Raw genomic sequence first — 18,457 nt, 5'->3', positions numbered from 1 at the left:
AAACCTTCCTCTTAGGATATACTCTAGAATTAAATAAAACTATTCTATCCCAAATTAAGTCAAACTTTTACGTCTTCACATTCTGAGTGAAATTAGTCTAACAATTGTTTGATTGCATCATAATAACTTGTATTCTATGCTATATAAACTAGCTTAAATTGCTCACAAAAAAAGTAATTACATTTTCAACTTTCGAATCTTTATAAGGCAAAAAAAAGCCTGAACACTAGGAGTGTTCAGGCTTTTTATGGTTATACACATTTTATCGTTTCAAGGTAAAATGAGCTCTAAATTCTTTACGTACTCCATTGCTCGGCTCGTCGTATTCCACTGTAAACCAGTAGTCACTCGTTGGCATTGCTTTACCATTATATGTCCCGTTCCAACCATCTCCATCTGGACTTATTTGCTTTATCAACTTTCCGTACCGGTCGAATATATAAATTTTTGCATTACTTCCAACACCTTCAATGTTCCAAGTTTCATTATTTCCATCTCCGTTGGGCGTAAAATACAGCGGATAATCGATTATAAACTTCGATACCGTGATTAATCCACAGCCATTTTTATCTCTTGCCGTAATCTCATGCTCTCCTGCAGATAGGTTTATAAAGGTCCCTTCATCTTGCCATGGTCCTCCGTCTAAGCTGTATTCATAAACTCCTATTCCGGTCGCTAAGGCTTCTAAAATGTGATTATCTGCAAAGGCTTGTGTCAATAATTCTATGGTTAAACTTGGTGGTTCACTTTCTATAACGTCAGTTGTATCAACATTAGTACAATTAGTCTCTGTAGATGTGCTCATATCGGTTACTAAAACACTATAGCTACCTCCTTGGGTTGGCATTATACTTGGACCTGTAGCTCCTGGAATTACAACGGTATTATAACTCCACTCAAAGCTATAGTCTACGGCTGATAAGCCTGTATCAATAACTAAAGGTTCTAAAACTTCCGTTCCATTGGTGTTTAAACATAGAATATAACTGTCTTCTAAATTAAATTCTGGTAACGGATTCACTTGTAAAGTGATTTCTGCTACAGCATAACAGATGGACGTGTCATTTCCTGTAGTACCGTCTGGTGTATCATTATCTACACGTGCATAAATAACTTGTGGGTTCGTTATGTTTTCATACAATGTTGGTAATGGATTGACATTTAAATCAGCATCGTCTTGCGTTTCATAATAGCTCACAATATAATTCAGTGGATCTTGACCGTCTAAAACTTCTGCGTCTCTTGTCGTTAAATCAAACTGTGCACTGTCATTGGTTGGATCTCCATCGGTTTCCATCTCATCATCACAGGTTTCATAAACTATGGCTTCCATATTTGGGTTGGCCTGTGCGGCTTCTTGCACTTCTATATTGAAACTTTGGGTACTAATCGAACATCCTGTTACATTGTTGGTGATCGTCACAAAGATTTGCTGTGGGTTACTCAAGTTCGTGTATAAACTTACTAGGCCGTTGGTACCTGCTTCGGCATCAGCTAAACTGCTATGGTAACTTACTATAAACTGTGTTGGATCTTGACCGTTTAAAACTTCTTCGTCTTTTGTAGTCAAATCAAAACTATCAACACCATCAGTGAATAATTCGCATTGTATAAAATCTGTTACAGCCACAACTTCTGGTAATGGATGCACTATGATTGTAAAATCAACTAAAGCATAACAGCCTGTAGCATCATTGGTCACACGCACATAAATCTCTTGTTCTGGTGTTTCTGTATTCGTATACTGCGTTGGGTCCACTATAGCATTACTTGCTGAATTGGCATCATCTAGACTTTCATAGTAGCTTGCCGTAACTCCTGCTTCTCCATTTAATATCAGAATTTCATTTTCCGTAAGGTCAAACACTTCGACTCCATCTCCTGTGTTTACATCATCACACAACTCTAAACTTGGTAATTGATCGCTTGGTGTTGGGGTTGGGTTTGGTAAGACACGGATTGTTAAGGTAGTAAAGTCTACACAGCCTGTATTGGTATCGGTAACCACCACATAAAGGGTTTGTGGGTTTGCATTTAAGCCGTTAACTGAAGTATTGGTATACTGTGTTGGATCTGGAATCACATTGGTTTGAGATTGTGCATCCGCATCGGTCTCATAATAATCTACGGAATAACTGCTATTCCCTCCAGTGATTTCATTGTTTTTTACCGTTAAATCAAATGTTGTAAATTCATCTCCTGGTGTTTCTCCTAAATCATCACATTCACTTAATTGTGTTGGTTGTACCACTACTGGTGGTAAATTAACCTCTAACTCAAATTCTCCGGTATCGTCACAGCCTGTTGTTGGATTGTATAAACGTACATAAATAACTTGTGGGTTTACAGTGTTGGTGTAGTTACCTACATTAATAATTGGATTATTGCCTGTTGCGGCATCTAATGCACTAACATGGTAAGTCAGTAGTACCTCTAGTGGGTCTTGTCCGTTTAAAATTTCTTCATCTTTGGTGGTCAAATCAAATTGGGTAATACCATTGTCATTGGTGTCACATATAGTGTAAGACTCTATACTTGTTGGCACTTCTGGCGAAGGCAACACAATAAGCTCCATCGTATTTGTGGTTAAACTAAAGCAGCCTGTTACCGTGTTTTCCGAACGTACAAAAATCATTTGATTGTTGGCCACAATGTTAGTGTACAGTCCGATAATTGGATTATCACCATTCTCTGCATCGGTCTGTGTCTCGTGATAAGTAATCGCTACATTAGGTTCTCCATTAATAACTTCTATAGTACGTTGTGTTAAATCGAATTCTGCAAATCCATCATTGTCATCATCACAGACTTCTATTGCTGTTGGATTCGGTTCTGGTGATGGTATTGGATCTACTCTTAGCGTTACGGTTACCGTATTGTAACAGCCTGTGACATCATTTTCTGCTCTTACAAATATCGTTTGAGCATTGCTAGTGTTTACATATGGACTTGCTATTGGATTTGTTGCATTGTCGGCATCCATTTGTGTTTCATAGTACGTTAGCGTAATACCTGTTTGACCATTTAGGATTTCTTCGTTAGCCTCTTCTAATATAAAGCCTTCTTGCTCATCTCCTGGGTTATTTACATCACAGAGCTCTAAGGGTGCTGGTGTAATTAAAACTGGTAATGGGTTCACTATCAGCTCTAAACTCGTGATTTTATAACAGCCTTCTACCGTGGTACTATCCTCTACACGTATCCAAATAATTTGATTAAAATCGTCGGTGTTGGTATAAGCGAGTGGATTAGCTATAGGGTTGTTGTCCGCTTCTGCATTAGCCTCACTCTCGTAATAGCTAACGATGTACTGTAACGGATCTTGACCGTTTAGTAATTCTGCTGCTTTGCTCGTTAGATCAAACGTCGCAAAACCATCGGCTGAGATATCATCACATGCTTCTAATGGTGTTGGATCTAGCAACTGTGGTGTTGGCTCTACGATTAACCTTAACACTACAACAGTCGCACAGTCTGTCGCTATCGTTGGACTTTCTATTCTTGCATATAAAATTTGTTCACCTTGTACGATGTTGTTATAGTTCACTGTGGTGTCTATAGCATCAACTCCATTAATAGCATTGGTTTCTGTCTCATGATAGGTAACCTCTAGTCCTGAGGCGCCTCCCGTGATCTCATTATCTACATCCGTAAGCGTGAACACCCCAAAGCCGTCATTGTCTGGATCACAGTATCTCAGTGGCTGTGGTGTAAAAGCTATTGGTGCTTGTTGCACAACCAATTCTAATTCTGTGGTATCGTAACATCCGGTAGTAGTATTTTCTACGCGTACAAAAATAATTTGTCCATTACTCGTATTGGTATATAATATTGGTAAAGGATCAGTTTCTGTTTCAGCGTCTGCCAAAGTCTCATAGTAATTGATCGAATAGGCTGGATTGTTGCCTGTGATTTCCATGCTCTTTAGACTTAAATCCATTTCTGTTAAACCGTCTGGTGTACCATCATCACAAACCTCTAAGGCTGTTGGTGCAACCACTACCGGTAATGGATTAACTATTAAGTCAAATTCTAAATCTGAAGTACAACCTGTTAGTGTATTGGTCAGTACAGCTGTTATCGTTTGGGGGTTGCTAATGTTTGTATACGATCCTAATATAGGATTGGTTTCAGTACTTGCATCTGTTGGATTAGCATAGTAACTTACCGTGACATTAACCTGTGTTCCTAAAATCTCTGGAGTCTTTGTTAATAAATCGAAGGCTTCTTCTTCGTCGCCTAGTGTAGTCTCATCACACAACTCATAGTTAGAAACTTCTAGGACTAATGGTTTTGGATTGACAATCAACTGAAGTGCTGTGGTAGCATAACAGCCTGTTGCCCCATTTTCTATACGTGCTATAATCTCTTGGGCTCCCGCTTGCGTATTTGTGTAATTGGTTGATAATGGACTGCCTCCTGCTTCTGCATCGGCTTGGTTCTCATAATAGCGAACGATCATCCCTGCTTGCGTCCCTACAACTTCTGTATCTTTTATACTCAAATCAAAGACCGCTATACCATCGACATTATCATCACAAACTTCTAATGGTGTGGTGCTATTGGCTATTGGATTTTCTAAAACCTCCAAGGTAAGGCTACCAATGTTGTAACAGTTGGTTGTTGTATTTTCTAAACGTACGAATATGATTTGATTGGTCATCGATGTGTTAACATAGCCATCAAATATTTCTGAGTTATCCATTTCTGCTCCTAATAGGTTTTCATGAAATGATACAGCTACTCCACTTTGCCCGTTTAATAACTCAGCTTCTTTATCGCTTAATGGGAAGCCTACAAATCCATCTGTGTCATCATCACAAACTTGCAATGGTGTTACAGCGGTTACTACTGGTAGCGCATTTACTATTAAATTAAAACTTGTGGTACTATAACAGCTCGGATATAATGGGTCTTCGACTCTGACATAGATGGTCTCTAAATTTGCGGTAGTATTAGTGTAACTTGTTGCTAAAGCTCCTACATTATCATCTGCGTCGTCTGGGCTACTATAAAATAATACGTTATAAACGGTTGGGTCTTGTCCGTTCAAAATTACAGCTTCTTGACTGCTTAAATCGAAGGTAGCAAAACCATCGTTACTCACATCGTCACAAACTTCCATGTCATCCGGGGTTGTGGCTAATGCTCTAGGATTAACTACCAAATTGAAAAGTGCCGTCGCTGAGGCATTATAACAACTGGAATCCCCTGAACTTGCTACTCTTACAAATATTGGCTGGTTATTGACCGTATTGGTGTAATCTGAAGGTAAGGCATTATCTCCTGCGTCTGCATCTGCAAAGCTTAAATAGTAAGTTACCGTGAAATCTGTTGCCGATTGTGACCCTAAAATCGCTAAAGTTTGTGAACTTAAATCAAAGGTCTCAAATCCATCGTTACTATCATCATCACATAACTCTAAATCTGAAACTGGGTTGATGGTGGGTTGACCTGATACATTTAAAGTAAAAGGAAATACTTCAAAACAACCAGAATCTAAATATTCAATTCTAACAAATATGGTTTCGCCATCTGTACCTGTATAATTCCCCGAATCTGTTATAGCCGCAAGATCACCTTCTGCATCCTCAGATGAATTGTGATAAGTCACGACTATATCAGAAGCATTTGTAGCACTCGCCAGCACAACTGCTGTATTAGATTCTAAATTAAAAATATATGGTGGAATACCTGTATCACAAACATATAAATTATTAGGATTCACAGTAATAAACTCAGGCAATACATCTATACAAACTACTTCTGTATATTCACATCCAAAATCATCAGTAACTCTATATGTATAACAGAATTCACCTGAAGTAGTAGGTTGAACTGTAATAACATTTCCTGCCGTATTTGTTATGGTAGTATCAGTATCCCAATCAGCTGAAGTAATTACAGGTGAAAACGAAAGCTCAGGAGGTTGTAGGTTTGGATCAAACTCAATACCCCAAGAAAAAACATGACCATTATCAGCCCCAAGGTTGTCAACAACTCTAATAGTCCAATCTCCATTTAAATCTGAACCAATTAAACCATCTAATGGAAATACAGAACTATAATTACCCGGAGGAACAAAAGAATCTGTGTAAGTATTTGGACCATCTCCACTCACAAATGTCCCACCGCTTTGAACACCTCCAACTAAGGTTGGAAACCCTCCATTTGGCACAAAGCAATATTGACTTCCTCTTCCAGGTGTTGTATTAGAACTCTCACCATCAACTCCAGCTGTAGCCCATGGCTCACCTAAATTAGCAGAATTACCACCTTGATCATGCATTCTTACAACTTCGCCTGTAGGTGAAATTATTTCAATATCTAAATCCCCTAAATAGGAGTGTTCCATTGTTACACAAATACTGACTAACTGGCTAAGATCTGTTAATTTCTGATCTGAATCATAACAATCTACTGTTATAGATGTCTCATAAACAGCTCCACTACCATCTGGCAAAAACGTTACACCACTCACTGGAGGTGTACAGTCATTAATATATTCAACAGCTTCAACGACACCTGTTATATCTGTACTTTCACCAAAACAAAGCGTTGTATTGACCGCTTCAGTACCTTCAAAATCGGGTTTTGTAGCCACTTGTATTACTTGGTTTATTAAATTATTATTATCACAACCTAGAGGATCAATTGAGGTATTAGCATCACGTATATTTAAATTCACAATATAAACACCAGGATCTGGATATGAAAATGTTGCAGTTTGACCGGCAAACGTATTACCATCACCTAAATCCCATTCATAAGTAGCGCCAGTCCCATCTATAGAAAAATCACCACTACCTGTCAGTGTAATCTCTTCATTTGGACAAACTCTTATATAACCTTCTGCATTTGGTGTTGGACTCGATGAGTCTAATTGAGAATTGATAGTTTGACAAGGAGTTAAACAAGATATATTTGCTACCCAACCATCAATATTACCAGAATCACTTGAAATAAATTGAATTGTAATACAACCAGACGTATTGTCTTCAGTTGCCTGAACTAATCCAGGACTATTTGTACCTGAGAATTGACCAAATGAATCTGCTGCGACAGAGTCGCCGTTAAAAATCTCCATTACATCTGGAGTCGCACCTAATTGGGTTGTAAATGTTATAAAGTCAATTTTGATTTTCTGACCTGCAGTTTCAGGACAAATCGTCAAAACAAAATCTTCATCATTGTCATAATTACCGAACTCACCACCCGAATCATAAAAAACCCCACCACATTGGCTTACCGTGGCTGTTTGCATATTAACACTTTGAGCCAATAAAAACGATGAAAATAATAGAGGGATTATAGTAAATAAATATTTCATAGGATTAATTTAATAGTTTAAAAGGGACAAATGCTATTCGCACTTAATCATTCATCCCAATAATAATGTTGTACAACACTCGTTTTAAGTGTATACTTTTATTGATATTGAGACTTTATAATTATGTAATAATTTGTATCATCAACTTGATACATGGCTGCAGATCTTGAATAAAAATTTAATCCATATTTTAAAGGATTAAAACTCTTAGGATTAAAATCTTCTTCTTGACTATAATCTAAACCAACTGCCTCAGCCATCTCCGATAATTTAGGACAAGGCTTCTTTTCATTTTCATTTGTAACCAACTTAATTACGACCCTATTTCTAAGAATGTGTTTTATACTTTTAAGACGATTTGGTTTGCTAAAAACGAGTTCTTCTGCAGATTCTCCGTACGCCTCAATGATCTGAGCACGCTCGGTGGCCGTTAATGGTAATTTAACATTGTCGTTGTATTTTGCCAATGGTAAAGGGTTTTTATGGCTTGATTGCTGGCTAAAAACGCTTAAAGGCATGATTATCAATGCCAACATAAAGAGTAGATTTTTCATAGGTAATTCAGAATATTAGAATTTCGAAAATTAAGAAAATTTTAGTAAAACAATTGTTAATTCATCAAGGATATTGGTGTTTTAACGGTTTTACTTATATAACAGCTCTAATTATAAAACTCCTACCTTAATGAAACTATTTTTATTGTTTATCTTTGCATCTCGTTTTTAAAAACCGATAACCTATTATTTTATAATGAAAATTGAAAATGACTTTAATGATATTGATGCTCTTGGTGATGACCACTTCAGCTCATCAAGTGAAACTCCTTTGAGAGCTGATGCTTTCAAATTATCTAGCAGCGAAAAAATAAATATCATTAAAGATGATGTAAAACACATTCTAGAAACTTTAGGTTTAGACCTAAATGATGACAGCCTAAAAGGTACTCCAAACCGTGTAGCAAAAATGTTTGTTAATGAGATTTTTGGCGGTTTAGACCCTGATAAAAAACCAAATGCTTCTACTTTTGACAATAAATACAAGTATGGAGAAATGCTCGTAGAAAAAAATATTACGGTTTATTCTACATGCGAGCACCACTTATTACCTATCGTTGGAAGAGCACATATTGCATATATCTCTAACGGCACTGTAGTTGGACTATCTAAGATGAATAGAATCGTAGACTATTACGCAAAACGACCACAAGTACAAGAGCGATTAACGATTCAGATTGTAAAAGAGCTTCAAGCAGTTTTAAATACTGAAGATGTTGCATGTGTTATTGATGCTAAACATTTGTGTGTAAATTCTCGTGGCATTAGAGATATTGAAAGTAGTACAGTGACTTCAGAATTTGGTGGAAAATTCAAAGACAACGAAACACGAAGAGAACTTTTAGACTACATTAAGTTAGACACACAGTTTTAGTATATCTAATCTCAACGAGCTAATTCAATTTATCTATTCATTTTCAAAAGTCACGTCATGTCATTATACAATAAGAAAGAATTAAAAATATACAATACACTTACAGGTGAAAAAGAAGTTTTTCAACCTATAACCGAAGGCTATGTTGGAATGTACGTTTGTGGACCAACAGTATATAGTAATGTACATTTAGGTAATGTTAGGACTTTTATGTCTTTCGACATGATTTTTCGTTACTTAAAACACTTAGGTTATAAAGTACGATACGTTCGAAATATTACAGATGCTGGTCACTTAGAAAACGATGCCGACGTTGGTGAAGATAAGATTACCAAGAAAGCACGATTAGAAGCTATTGAACCTATGGAAATTGTGCAACGATATACAGTGGATTTCCATAATGTACTCAACACTTTTAATTTTTTGCCTCCAAGTATAGAGCCGACTGCAACAGGTCATATCATTGAGCAAATTGAATTAATTCAATCTATTATAGATAATGGCTTCGGCTATGTTGTAAATGGATCCGTTTATTTTGACGTTCATAAATACAATGAATCTAATGAGTACGGTATTTTAAGCAAACGAAAATTAGAGGATTTAATTCATAATACACGTGCGCTTGACGGACAAAGCGACAAGAAGAATCCTCAAGATTTTGCCCTTTGGAAAAAAGCAGAGCCTTCACATATTATGCGTTGGCCTTCTCCTTGGAGCGATGGTTTCCCAGGCTGGCATTTAGAATGTACTGCGATGAGCACCAAATATTTGGGTGATTATTTTGATATTCATGGAGGTGGTATGGACTTAAAATTCCCACATCACGAATGTGAAATTGCGCAAAATCAAGCCTCTAAAGGTCAGGCTCCTGTAAAATATTGGATGCATGCTAATATGTTAGAACTTAATGGAGCTCGCATGAGTAAATCGACTGGAAACTATATTAATCCGGCTGAATTACTTTCTGGAGATAATGACATTATGTCTAAAGCTTACAACCCTAGTGTAATTCGCTTTTTTATGATGCAAGCGTCTTACAGAAGTGTTTTAGATTTAACAGATGATGGTTTAGCGGCTGCAGAAAAAGGATTCCATAGACTTATGGATGCCATTAGTTTAATAGATAATTTAAAAACAGGAACAACCTCTTCGTTTAATGTTGCCGATTGGAAGCAGAAATGCTATGACGCCATGAATGATGATTTTAATACTCCTATATTAATAGCAACGCTTTTTGAGGCTGTAAAATTCATTAATCAGATTAAAGATGGTAGTGCTAGTGTAACACCTGAAGATTTAACATTATTGAAAGAAACGATTGAATCCTTTGTGTTTGATGTTCTTGGTTTAGTTAATATTTCAAAAGCAAGTACAGGAAGCAATAAATTAACTGGTGCTGTAGACATATTAATTAACCTTAGAAAAGAAGCACGATTAAATAAAGACTTTGCTTTATCTGATAAAATTAGAGATCAATTGGCTGAAGCCGGCATTCAATTAAATGACAGTAAGGAAGGAACGACTTTCACGACTAATTAATCTTGAAAAAGCTATTAGCATATCCGTTTCTCCTACTGATTAAATTCTATCAGTTGTTTATTTCTCCATTAACACCTGCAACTTGCAGATATCAACCAACCTGTTCTCATTATGCTAAGGAAGCTTTAGAAGTTCATGGTTTTTTTAAAGGAGGATGGTTAGCTATAAAACGGATTTTTAGTTGTCATCCTTGGGGAGGTAGTGGATATGATCCTGTTCCAAGAAAGGATGACAACTAAAAATTTTGCCAACACGCTAGCTCGCTCGTTCTCTAAAAATGTACTCCGTACATTTTCTTTACGCTCCGTCGCCTTGGGGAGGTATTGGATTTGATCCTGTTCCTAGAAAGGATGACAACTAAAAATTTTGCCAACACGCCAGCTCGCCCATTCTCTAAAAATGTACTCCGTACATTTTCTTTACGTTCCGTCGCTTTGGGGAAGTAGTGCTTTTGCCCTTGTTCCTAGAAAAGAAGACTAATTTTACGTTAATCTCATTTTCAATCGTTATCAAAATATTATATTTACCACATAAATAAAATACCTATGTTTTTATTACAGATTGATTGGGATCCTATTAAGTTTTTGGACTTAGGATTTTTTAAACTTCATTTTTACAGTATGATGTGGATTGTCGCCTTTATTTTGGGCTTTTACATCACCAAGCGCATTTACAGAAAGGAAGGCTTAACCGATGAAGCATTAGATTCTTTATTCATCTATTCTGTTTTAGGAATTATGTTAGGTGCAAGATTGGGCCATGTAATTTTTTACCAACCGGAATTAATTTCAGAAGATTTTTTCAGCATCTTTTTACCTTTTAAGTTTGCTGGCGGATTTGAATTCACAGGATTTCAAGGCTTGGCGAGTCACGGTGCAGCTATTGCTATGATTATCTCCATGTACATTTATAATAAAAAAGTATTACATAAAACGGTACTTTGGATTTTAGATCGTGTTGTAATTCCTGTAGCTCTTGGAGCTGTATTTGTAAGAATCGGTAATTTTATTAATTCTGAAATAATAGGAAAATACACAGGTAGTGATTTTGGCGTTGTATTCAAACAATTAGGTGAAACCGCACCAAGACATCCTGCACAACTATACGAAGCATTTTGCTATGTATTTGTGTTCTTAATCCTCTTTTATTTCTATTGGAAAACAAAAAAATCCGAACAACAAGGCTTCTTATTCGGACTGTTCCTTGTACTACTTTGGACGGTAAGATTCTTTGTGGAATTTGTAAAGGAAGCTCAAAATATTGAACGTGCCGATTGGGTTTTAAATACTGGGCAATGGTTAAGTATTCCTTTTATAATTATTGGGCTTTACTTTATGTTTATTTATAAACCTAAAACAAAATTAAACTAATGCGAATTCCACTGATTTTAAAATCTGTAGTAATTGTTTTTGGACTTGTATTACTTTCATCTTGTAAAGAAGAAAAGAAAACAGTAACCGAAGATAAAGTTGTAGTTAACTTTAAGAAAGAAGGCACACTTACACTAAAAAAAACAGATTCGGATTCTATTATAAAAATAATAGATATTGAGATTGCTGATGATGAATACACTACCCAAACCGGTTTAATGTATAGAACAAAGCTTGAAACCAATCATGGGATGTTATTTATATTTCCTAATGTGCAAATGCGTAGTTTCTATATGAAAAATACGAAGATTCCTTTAGATATTATTTATATAGACCAAGATTTATCGATTGTTGGCATTCAAAAGAACGCGAAGCCAATGGACGAGACTTCGCTTCCGTCCGAAGCTCCTGCAAAATATGTTTTGGAAATTAATGGTGGGCTTTCCGATACTTGGCAACTTGCTATTGGAGATAAAATCAGTTTTACAACTACTAATGACTAAACCAATAGGTTTAGATATCACAACACCTTTAGGTCATCATTTAGGTCTTTCTGTTTTTAAACCGAAATCCTCAAATTATAAAAGCATTATTATTTCTTCGGCAACAGGAGTATTGCAACATTTCTATTTTAAGTTTGCTACTTATTTTTCAGAATTAGGCTATACGGTTTATACCTTTGATTATTCTGGTATTGGCAAATCAAATCCAAACACTACTCACTTAAAACAAAATACAATTAATCTTAAAGATTGGGGAGAAAATGACCAAACTTCAGTAATTAGTTATGCTAAGGCTAAAAACCCAAATCATAAATTAATCGTTATTACTCATAGTATTGGTGGACAAATTTTAGCCTTCAACAAAAATATGACTAACATAGATGCTATAATTACTGTGGCATCCCAAAGTGGTTATTGGAAACTTTGGAAAGGCTATGAACGTTTTAAAATGTTTGCGTTTTGGTATGCACTGATTCCTTCTCTTACACCCCTATTTGGATATTTTCCTGCTAAAAAGATAAAGCTATTTGAAAATCTTCCGAAAAATATGGTTTATCAATGGAGACATTGGGGAAAGCATAAAGACTACATATTAGGTGAATTTAATTTTGAAGATCTTCAGTTCAAAAATTTTAATAAACATTTATTAGCTTTAAGTTTTCCTAATGATGAATATGCTTCAAAAAGTTCAGTAGATTGGTTAGCGAAACAGTTTATCAATGCTCAAGTGAACAGACAACACATCATTCCTGAAGACTTAAACATTTCTAATGTTGGACATTTTGGATTCTTTAGAAGTCAATTTAAAGAGTCTCTATGGAAAATGACAAATGAATGGATTGAGAATAACACTTAACTATGACGTTTTTATTTTAAAAAATAAAAACACCTCTCAACAAAGAGAGGTATTTCTATTATCTATAAACCTATAACTTCACTATTTTTTTTATAACATTCAACCCAAATTGCTCATTAGATATCTCTAATAAATAGGTCGATTTCCCTAATTCATCTAAATTATTAATTGTGATTTGATTATTGCTAACTGAATACTTATTCTGATAAACCTTACGACCATTTAAGTCATAAATAGTAATATTCAATTGACTTTCTGCTAAAATAGTTGGCACATTTATAACGAATTGATCATTAAATAGATTAGACAACACTTTAATATCTTCTGAGCTAAAATCTTCTAAGCCTAATGTGTCTCCATCAACTCCATCACAGTTTTCATCAATCGCATTGCCTTCAGAATCTTCTGCATCTGGATTAATTAAACCATCAGTATCATTACAATCTAAACCATTTACAACATATCCTAAGCGAGGTGTATCCGAACAATCTTCAATAGTACTATTAGGATCTCCATAACCATCACCATCTAAGTCTTCATAATACGTTGTTGGAGGTGCACCCTCTTCAGCTACATTAATACACACTTCCTTGGTATATTCACATCCAAAAACATCTACTGTTCTAAATGTGTAACAAAACTCACCTGCAGATTCTGGCGCTACTGTAATTGTGTTGCCATTAACCTCAGTAATACTTAAGTCAGAATCCCAAGATTGTGATACAATAGTTGAAACAAAATCAAAATCTTCTAATTGTAAGTTAGGATTAAAATTTAGTTCCCAAGAAAATATATAGCCATTATCCGCAGCTAAATTATCAACAATAGTAATTGTCCAATTCCCATTTAATGGAGAACCTAAAAGCCCGTCTAAAGGATTTACAGAATTATAATTCCCTTCCGGCACAAAATTATCTACATACGTATTTGAACCATCACCTGTAGGAAAAACACCACCTGTTTGCAAACCACCTGCCAGTGTTGGAAATCCACCATTAGGTACAAAACAATAATCAAACCCATTCCCTGGTGTCACATCAATACTATTACCATCCACAGTGCCTGTGGCCCAAGGAATACCTAAATTAGCAGAATTACCTCCTTGATCATGCAACCTTACTACTTGACCATTAGGCGATATAATTTCTATATCTAAATCCCCTAAATACGAATGTTCCATATTTAAACAAATGCTTTCAATCTGACTAATATCAGTTAAAATTTGAGCAGGATCAAAGCATGTGACATTTATAGATGTACTATAAGCTGTACCAGTTCCATCAGGCAAGAAAGTAACTTCACTTTCTGGTGGAGGACAATTATAAACTAAGGTTAATGGATTTACAACGCCTTCTAAAACTGTAGATTCACCAAAGCACAAGGTACTATCTGTCGCTTGCGTATCTAAAAAATCAGGTTCTCCAGATACGCGTATTACTAAATTTATACTATTTGTATTTGGACAACCTTGTACAATGTTATCTATATTAGCATCTCTGATATCTAAGTTTACTAAATACACACCAGGAATATCATAAGACACACTAATAGATTGACCAAAAGCAAAACTTCCATCTCCCAAATCCCATGTATAATTAGCTCCTGCCCCATCTACTTCAAAAGTTCCGCTACCATTTAGGTTAATTGTACTACCAACGCAAACTTCTATTATCCCTTCACTATTGGCGGCAGGTAAAGTTGAATCCAATTGCGCTGTAATATCTTGACAAGGTGCAGTACAAGATATGGCTGCTGTCCAACCTGTAGTATTCCCTGTGTTGTTTGACGTAAATTCTAATGTTAAACAACCTGTTAGATTATCAAAAGATGCTACAATTAGTCCTGGTAAATAAGGTCCAGAATACACATCTATTAACTCAGCAGAGGTATTGTCTCCATCATAAATTTTCAGGATATCCATATCAATTTGAGTTGAGAACTCTTGAAAATCTAATCGCGTTCGCTGGCCTGATTCTTCGGGACATATAGTAACTATATAACTCTCATCACTAGCATAATTTGAAAACTCACCACCAGAATCATAAAAAATTCCGGAACAAGTTGTAAATGTTCCATTCTGCATGAGTACATCTTGCGCAAATCCGTAATATGATAATATTGTAAAAATTAAGAGTAGTACTTTTTTCATGTTGATAGGTTTTTATAGAAGCTGAAGTTACACATTATACTTTAAAGATACATAAACGGTAAAAAGGTTGCGTAAAACACTTAAAAAACAAAAATGCCTTTCAATCAAGAAAGGCATTTTAAATTCTGAATGAATTCAGAATACTATTTGTATTTAAGACTTAAGCTTCTTCTGCATCTTCTTTCACTTTATTCTTTAAAGCTTCCGTTGCGCTACCTTTTTTAGCTGTATCGTACATAATTGGTGTTGCGATAAATACTGAAGAGTATGTACCTACAATGACACCTACGATTAGTGCGAATAGTAAATCTTTAAGTGAATCTGCACCAAATAAGAACATTGCCAATAACACTACTAAAGTAGTTAAAGACGTATTTAAAGTTCTACTAACAGTACTGTTTATAGATTTATTTATTGTCGTATCAAATTTCCAACCTAAGTTTTCATTAAAATACTCTCTAATTCTATCAAATACAACAACCGTATCATTCAGTGAGTAACCGATTACAGTTAAGATTGCCGCAATAAATGTTTGGTCAATCTCCATGCTAAAAGGCATAATTCTCCATGTTAAAGAATAAATCCCTAACACGATTAAAACATCATGAAAAACAGCAGTAACAGCTCCAAGAGAGAATTGCCATTTCTTAAATCTTAATAAGATATATAAGAAAACTACTACTAATGATCCTAAGATTGCCCAAATAGATGATTTTTTAATATCATCTGCAATCGTTGGACTCACCTTACTCGATAGCATTTTACCAATTTTCTTATCTCCAGAACCATCTAAAAACTCAGCATATGTCATTCCTTCTGGAAGGTATTTTTGAAGCGTAGTAAACAACATAGATTGTACTTTTTCATCTGCTTCAGTAGTACTATCTTCTACTAAATACTTCGTAGAAATTTTTAATTGGTTTGGTCCACCAATAGTTTTTACCTCAGCACTTTCAAACACAGCATTAAGATCATTCTTTACTTCTTCAACACTCATATCTTGCTCAAAACGTACTTGGTACGTTCTACCTCCAACAAAATCAATCCCTTGATCTAATCCTGGTCCTATAAATAATGAACCCAAACTCGCTAAAATCATCAGCCCAGAAAAGGCATAAGCAATTTTTCGTTTTCTTAAGAAATCGATATTTAAATTGGTAAATAAGTTCTTAGTTAATCCTGTAGAGAAATCTAATTTCCCTCCTCTGTTTACATACCAGTCTACTAATAAACGTGTAATAAAAATTGCCGTAAATAAAGATGTTAAAATACCAATGATTAATGTTGTTGCAAAACCTTTAATTGGCCCTGTACCAAATACAAATAAGATTAAAGCTGTTAAACCTGTTGTAATGTTGGCATCTAAGATTGAAGACAAAGCGTTAGAGAAACCATCTTTCACAGATTCTTTCTGCGTTTTTCCTTTGGCTAACTCCTCTTTTATCCTCTCAAAGATAAGTACGTTTGCATCGACAGACATACCAATCGTTAACACAATACCAGCAATACCAGGTAAGGTTAATACCGCTCCTAAACTTGCTAATACACCAAAGATTAATAAGATATTTAATAATAAAGCGATATCTGCAAAACCACCAGCTTTTCCGTAATAAAAAATCATCCATAGTAATACAAATCCTAATGCAATAATGAAAGATTTCATTCCACTATCAATAGCTTCTTGTCCTAATGAAGGTCCTACAATATCCGATTGAACTATCTCCGCAGAGGCAGGTAATTTACCAGCTCTTAAAACGTTGGCTAAATCGACAGCTTCAGCTAATGTAAATGATCCTGATATTTGAGAACGACCTCCTGATATTCCACCAGGTTGAGAAACACCTGGAGCAGAATACACAATATTATCTAATACAATGGCAATATTACCTTGAGTTTCAGATGCTTTTTTGGTCATTTCTTCCCAAATCTTCGCTCCTTTAGAGTTCATTTGCATACTTACTGCAGGTCTACTTACTTGGTCATAATCTTGATCTGCACTTGTAATTACATCACCACTTAATTCTGGCTCACCATCTCTGTTACCTTTAATAGCATAAAGCTCTGAAAACTCTGATTCTTCATTTTGTAATCCCCAAACGAATTTAACATAACGCATTTCTGCCGGTAAAGAAGCTCTGTTTTTTGATGAATTTAAATGCTCCATCACTTTTTCTTTATCCTTAGATAAGAACATACCAACTACTGAACCACCATTTCCGTAACCTTGGATTCCTAAAGGATTAATATCAGCAACATTTGTAGAATCTGTTTCTATCTGACCTGTAAGCTCATCAATAGCATTTGAAGTATTTTCTTCTTGATCTTCTACGACATCAGCAACCTCCTCTTTTTCTTTTTTACTTTGATTAGCTTCAACCAAATTTTGATTTACTTCTAATAAATAAGGTACAACCTCTTGAGTTTTATATGTTTCCCAAAATTGTAACTGTGCTGTCTTTGTCACTAAATCCGTAACACGCTCAATATCTTTAGCTCCTGGTAATTCTAAAAGAATACGACCAGAGTTTCCTAAACGTTGAATGTTTGGAGATGTTACACCAAATTTATCAATACGTTTACGTAATACTTCGAATGCAGAAACGATAGACTCATCAATTTTTGTTTCGATAATGCTTTTAACTTCATTATCCTCCATATTGAATTTAATCTCGTCACTTAAAGTACGATTTGCAAAAATATCTGGAGACGCTAATTTTGTATCTCCTTTAATAGCATCAAAAGCTGTAAAGAAAGATTGTAAATAAGAATCTTGTGAATCTTTTTGTAATTCCTCAGCATCATCTAAAGCCTTATTAAATATTGGGTCTTTAGAATTATTTGCTAAACCTTTTAAGATGTCTCTTACTGAAATTTGAAGAATAACATTTATACCTCCTCTAAGATCTAAACCAAGATTCATGGCATTTTCTTCTACTTCAGAGTACGTGTATTGCGCTACACCTAGATTATAAACTTCAATAGACTCAAAGTTTTCACCTACTTTAATTTTTGAGGTTTTTAAAGAGTCTAAATAACGAATAGTTTCTAAATTCCTTTTCGTTTGGTAATCCTCTTCTGTATCAGCAAATTTTTCAATTGCTGCCATTTCTGCGGCATCTTCTATTTGATTAGCTTTGAAAGTAAATGATAACTGATAAATACTTACTAAACCGAATAAAAGCGCAAAAAGCTTAATTAATCCTTTGTTTTGCATTGTGATTTTTGTTTAATGTCGATTTTTTTTGAACGCGCAAATATAGAGTTTACACTATAATCCGACAA

General features: G+C 35.2%; 10 protein-coding genes. 6 read left to right on the top strand and 4 right to left on the bottom strand.

Features of this window, described 5'->3' with window-relative positions; genetic code table 11:
• Positions 1-262: 262 nt before the first annotated feature.
• Together HM992_RS08055 and HM992_RS08050 are read right to left on the bottom strand one after the other, a co-directional pair.
• On the bottom strand, positions 263-7,330 hold the full coding sequence (locus HM992_RS08055; protein WP_179319294.1) for a T9SS type B sorting domain-containing protein: 7,068 nt from the start codon (positions 7,328-7,330) through the stop codon (positions 263-265).
• Positions 7,331-7,428: 98 nt separating this feature from the next.
• Positions 7,429-7,884 (bottom strand): hypothetical protein, encoded by a 456-nt coding sequence (locus HM992_RS08050; protein ID WP_178984495.1) that lies wholly within the window; start codon positions 7,882-7,884, stop codon positions 7,429-7,431.
• A 196-nt stretch (positions 7,885-8,080) separates the two neighbouring features.
• Between HM992_RS08050 and folE the strand changes: the two genes are divergently transcribed.
• From folE to HM992_RS08020, 6 genes are all read left to right on the top strand, one after another.
• Positions 8,081-8,758: a GTP cyclohydrolase I FolE gene (gene folE / locus HM992_RS08045; RefSeq protein WP_178984494.1), complete on the top strand. Its 678-nt coding sequence runs from the start codon at positions 8,081-8,083 to the stop codon at positions 8,756-8,758.
• A 57-nt stretch (positions 8,759-8,815) separates the two neighbouring features.
• On the top strand, positions 8,816-10,297 hold the full coding sequence (gene cysS / locus HM992_RS08040; protein WP_179319293.1) for a cysteine--tRNA ligase: 1,482 nt from the start codon (positions 8,816-8,818) through the stop codon (positions 10,295-10,297).
• A 2-nt stretch (positions 10,298-10,299) separates the two neighbouring features.
• The gene (gene yidD, locus HM992_RS08035) at positions 10,300-10,536 is read left to right on the top strand and encodes a membrane protein insertion efficiency factor YidD (RefSeq protein ID WP_179319292.1); all 237 of its coding nucleotides are present in this window, start codon (positions 10,300-10,302) and stop codon (positions 10,534-10,536) included.
• A 306-nt stretch (positions 10,537-10,842) separates the two neighbouring features.
• Positions 10,843-11,667 (top strand): prolipoprotein diacylglyceryl transferase, encoded by an 825-nt coding sequence (gene lgt, locus HM992_RS08030; protein WP_179319291.1) that lies wholly within the window; start codon positions 10,843-10,845, stop codon positions 11,665-11,667.
• Complete coding sequence (locus HM992_RS08025; protein ID WP_179319290.1) at positions 11,667-12,170, top strand: DUF192 domain-containing protein; 504 nt, start codon at positions 11,667-11,669, stop codon at positions 12,168-12,170. The genes lgt and HM992_RS08025 overlap by 1 nt, the downstream gene beginning before the upstream one ends.
• Positions 12,163-13,026, top strand: coding sequence for an alpha/beta hydrolase family protein (locus HM992_RS08020; RefSeq protein ID WP_179319289.1), 864 nt, complete (start codon positions 12,163-12,165; stop codon positions 13,024-13,026). The genes HM992_RS08025 and HM992_RS08020 overlap by 8 nt, the downstream gene beginning before the upstream one ends.
• A gap of 70 nt (positions 13,027-13,096) precedes the next feature.
• Here the strand turns inward: HM992_RS08020 and HM992_RS08015 are convergent, their stop codons facing one another.
• Positions 13,097-15,175: a PKD domain-containing protein gene (locus HM992_RS08015; RefSeq protein ID WP_179319288.1), complete on the bottom strand. Its 2,079-nt coding sequence runs from the start codon at positions 15,173-15,175 to the stop codon at positions 13,097-13,099.
• Positions 15,176-15,335: 160 nt separating this feature from the next.
• On the bottom strand, positions 15,336-18,389 hold the full coding sequence (secDF, locus tag HM992_RS08010; protein WP_178984487.1) for a protein translocase subunit SecDF: 3,054 nt from the start codon (positions 18,387-18,389) through the stop codon (positions 15,336-15,338).
• Positions 18,390-18,457 lie beyond the last annotated feature (68 nt).

It is taken from the genome of Winogradskyella helgolandensis (assembly GCF_013404085.1).
Classification (GTDB): Bacteria; Bacteroidota; Bacteroidia; order Flavobacteriales; family Flavobacteriaceae; genus Winogradskyella; species Winogradskyella helgolandensis.
The sequence above is the reverse complement of the archived record's forward strand: the minus strand, read 5'-3'. Positions and strand labels throughout refer to the sequence as shown.

What these genes read in the sequence shown, in the direction of transcription:
- HM992_RS08055 (WP_179319294.1), bottom strand. Translation starts at nt 7,330, where the DNA reads ATGAAATATTTATTTACTATAATCCCTCTATTATTTTCATCGTTTTTA.
- HM992_RS08050 (WP_178984495.1), bottom strand. Translation starts at nt 7,884, where the DNA reads ATGAAAAATCTACTCTTTATGTTGGCATTGATAATCATGCCTTTAAGC.
- folE (WP_178984494.1), top strand. Translation starts at nt 8,081, where the DNA reads ATGAAAATTGAAAATGACTTTAATGATATTGATGCTCTTGGTGATGAC.
- cysS (WP_179319293.1), top strand. Translation starts at nt 8,816, where the DNA reads ATGTCATTATACAATAAGAAAGAATTAAAAATATACAATACACTTACA.
- lgt (WP_179319291.1), top strand. Translation starts at nt 10,843, where the DNA reads ATGTTTTTATTACAGATTGATTGGGATCCTATTAAGTTTTTGGACTTA.
- HM992_RS08025 (WP_179319290.1), top strand. Translation starts at nt 11,667, where the DNA reads ATGCGAATTCCACTGATTTTAAAATCTGTAGTAATTGTTTTTGGACTT.
- HM992_RS08020 (WP_179319289.1), top strand. Translation starts at nt 12,163, where the DNA reads ATGACTAAACCAATAGGTTTAGATATCACAACACCTTTAGGTCATCAT.
- HM992_RS08015 (WP_179319288.1), bottom strand. Translation starts at nt 15,175, where the DNA reads ATGAAAAAAGTACTACTCTTAATTTTTACAATATTATCATATTACGGA.
- secDF (WP_178984487.1), bottom strand. Translation starts at nt 18,389, where the DNA reads ATGCAAAACAAAGGATTAATTAAGCTTTTTGCGCTTTTATTCGGTTTA.